1 protein-coding gene and 1 pseudogene are annotated in these 2,068 nt (G+C 68.7%); one reads left to right on the top strand and one right to left on the bottom strand.

The window, feature by feature from the left end:
* Positions 1–39 precede the first annotated feature (39 nt).
* Positions 40–1,239 carry a UDP-galactopyranose mutase gene (gene glf, locus G6026_RS13900; RefSeq protein WP_182613514.1) on the bottom strand — a complete coding sequence of 400 codons (1,200 nt, stop codon included), beginning with the start codon at positions 1,237–1,239 and terminating at the stop codon, positions 40–42.
* A gap of 404 nt (positions 1,240–1,643) precedes the next feature.
* Here glf and G6026_RS13905 point away from each other — a divergent pair.
* Positions 1,644–2,068: pseudogene (locus tag G6026_RS13905) on the top strand (hypothetical protein); the annotation flags it as partial.

Consider the following 2,068-nt stretch of genomic DNA (forward strand, 5'->3'; position numbering starts at 1 on the left):
GGGCGCGGACGAGCGGCGAGCGGCCGGGACGGCCGGGGCTCAGTCGGAGAGCGCGGTCCCGTCCCGCAGGTGCGGGGCCAGCGTGTTGTCGAACATCGTCAGCGCCGAGGCGATGGCCATGTGCATGTCGAGGTACTGGTACGTGCCCAGGCGTCCGCCGAACAGGACCTTGTTCGCCGCGGTCTCGGCCTTGGCCCGCTCGCGGTAGGCGGCGAGCTTCACGCGGTCGGTGGACTCGTTGATCGGATAGTACGGCTCGTCGGAGCGCTCGGCGAAGCGGCTGTACTCGCGCATGATGACGGTCTTGTCCGTGGGGTAGTTCGTGCGCTCGGGGTGGAAGTGACGGAACTCGTGGATGCGGGTGTAGTCGTACTCCGCGTCGTTGTAGTTCATCACCGGGGTGCCCTGGAAGTCGCCGGTGGGCAGGACCTCGGTCTCGAAGTCCAGGGTGCGCCACCCGAGCTCGCCGTCGGCGTAGTCGAAGTACCGGTCGAGCGGGCCGGTGTAGACCACGGGCGCGTCCGGGCTCGCCGCGCGAACGGCCTCGCGGACGTCGAACCAGTCGGTGTCCAGAACCACGTCGATCTTCTCGTCGGCGGCCATGTTCTCCAGCCACGCGGTGTACCCGTCGACGGGCAGGCCCTCGTAGGTGTCGTTGAAGTAGCGGTTGTCGAACGTGTAGCGCACGGGCAGGCGGGTGATGTTGCCGGCGGGCAGGTTCTTGGGGTCGGTCTGCCACTGCTTGGCGGTGTAGTCCTTGATGAACGCCTCGTAGAGCGGCCGCCCGATCAGCGAGATGGCCTTCTCCTCGAAATTGGCCGCGTCCTCGGCCGAGAACTCCGCGGCCTGCTCGGCGATGAGCTTCCGCGCCTCGTCGGGCGAGTAGTAGCGACCGAAGAACTGGTTGATCAGGCCCAGGCCCATGGGGAACTGGTACGCCGTGCCCTTGTGCATCGCGAACACGCGGTGCTGGTACCCGGTGAAGTCGGTGAAACGGTTGACGTACTCCCACACCCGCTCGTTGGAGGTGTGGAACAGGTGCGCCCCGTACTTGTGGATCTCGATGCCGGTCTCCGGCTCGGCCTCGGAGTAGGCGTTGCCGCCGATGTGGTGACGCCGGTCGAGCACCAGCACGCGCGCGCCGAGCTCGGCCGCGGCCCGCTCGGCGACCGTCAGACCGAAGAAACCGGACCCCACCACGATGAGGTCATAGGTCCCCCACTGCCGATCGCCTGCCATCACTTCGAGCCTTCCCGTAGTCCGTCGCCGGGTCGCTGAGCCTGAACAGGCGCTGCGCCCGGCGTGTCCACGCGCCGGTCGGCGCGGGTCCGGGTCCAAGGGTATCGGGCGGGCGGGGAGAGGGGCCCGGTGCCACACCAGGTGACGACGACGACGAGGTCCCCACCCGTGCGCGGTGCCGCTGCTCAGTCCGCGCGTCGGGCGGCCGCGTCGTCGTACACCGGTTCGAAACTACACCGCTGTGACCCCAAAATTCACTTCCGTAGCACTTGGTTTCACGCGTTTCTTAGCTACCATTGACCACGTTCGTCACATTCGTCCCAGTGGTCGCAGCGCTCGCGGCCGCCGGGAAGAAGTGTTCCGCAGCGGGATCCGCGAGACACAGACCTGATCTGGAGAAGCCCTTGAGAACACGACGCCGCCCCCTGAACGTCAGCGGTCGACGCAGGACCCTCGCCCTCGCGGTGGCGGTCGCGGCGTCCGTCGTCACGCCCCTCGCCGTGTACGGGGCGGACCACCTGGTCGAGTCCGGAGACGACATCGCCGCCACCGCGGGCACCGCCGTCCCCACCGGGACGGCCGAGGTCTCCCTGTCCGACGCACCCGCCGCGGCGGGTGTGGACACCGACATCGCGGTGGGCTCCGCCCCGGTCAAGGAGGTCACCTCCGAGACCCCGTTCTCGATGGTCGGCGTCACGTGGAAGGGCTACAACCCGCAGGCCGTCGCGGCCCTGCGTGCCAAGAACCCGGACGGCTCGTGGGGCCCCTGGTACGAGGCGGAGTCCGTCGACGACGAGGGTGAGAGCACCACCGGCAGCGGCGGCACCGA

Source organism: Dietzia sp. DQ11-38-2 (assembly GCF_014145055.1).
Lineage (GTDB): Bacteria > Actinomycetota > Actinomycetes > Mycobacteriales > Mycobacteriaceae > Dietzia.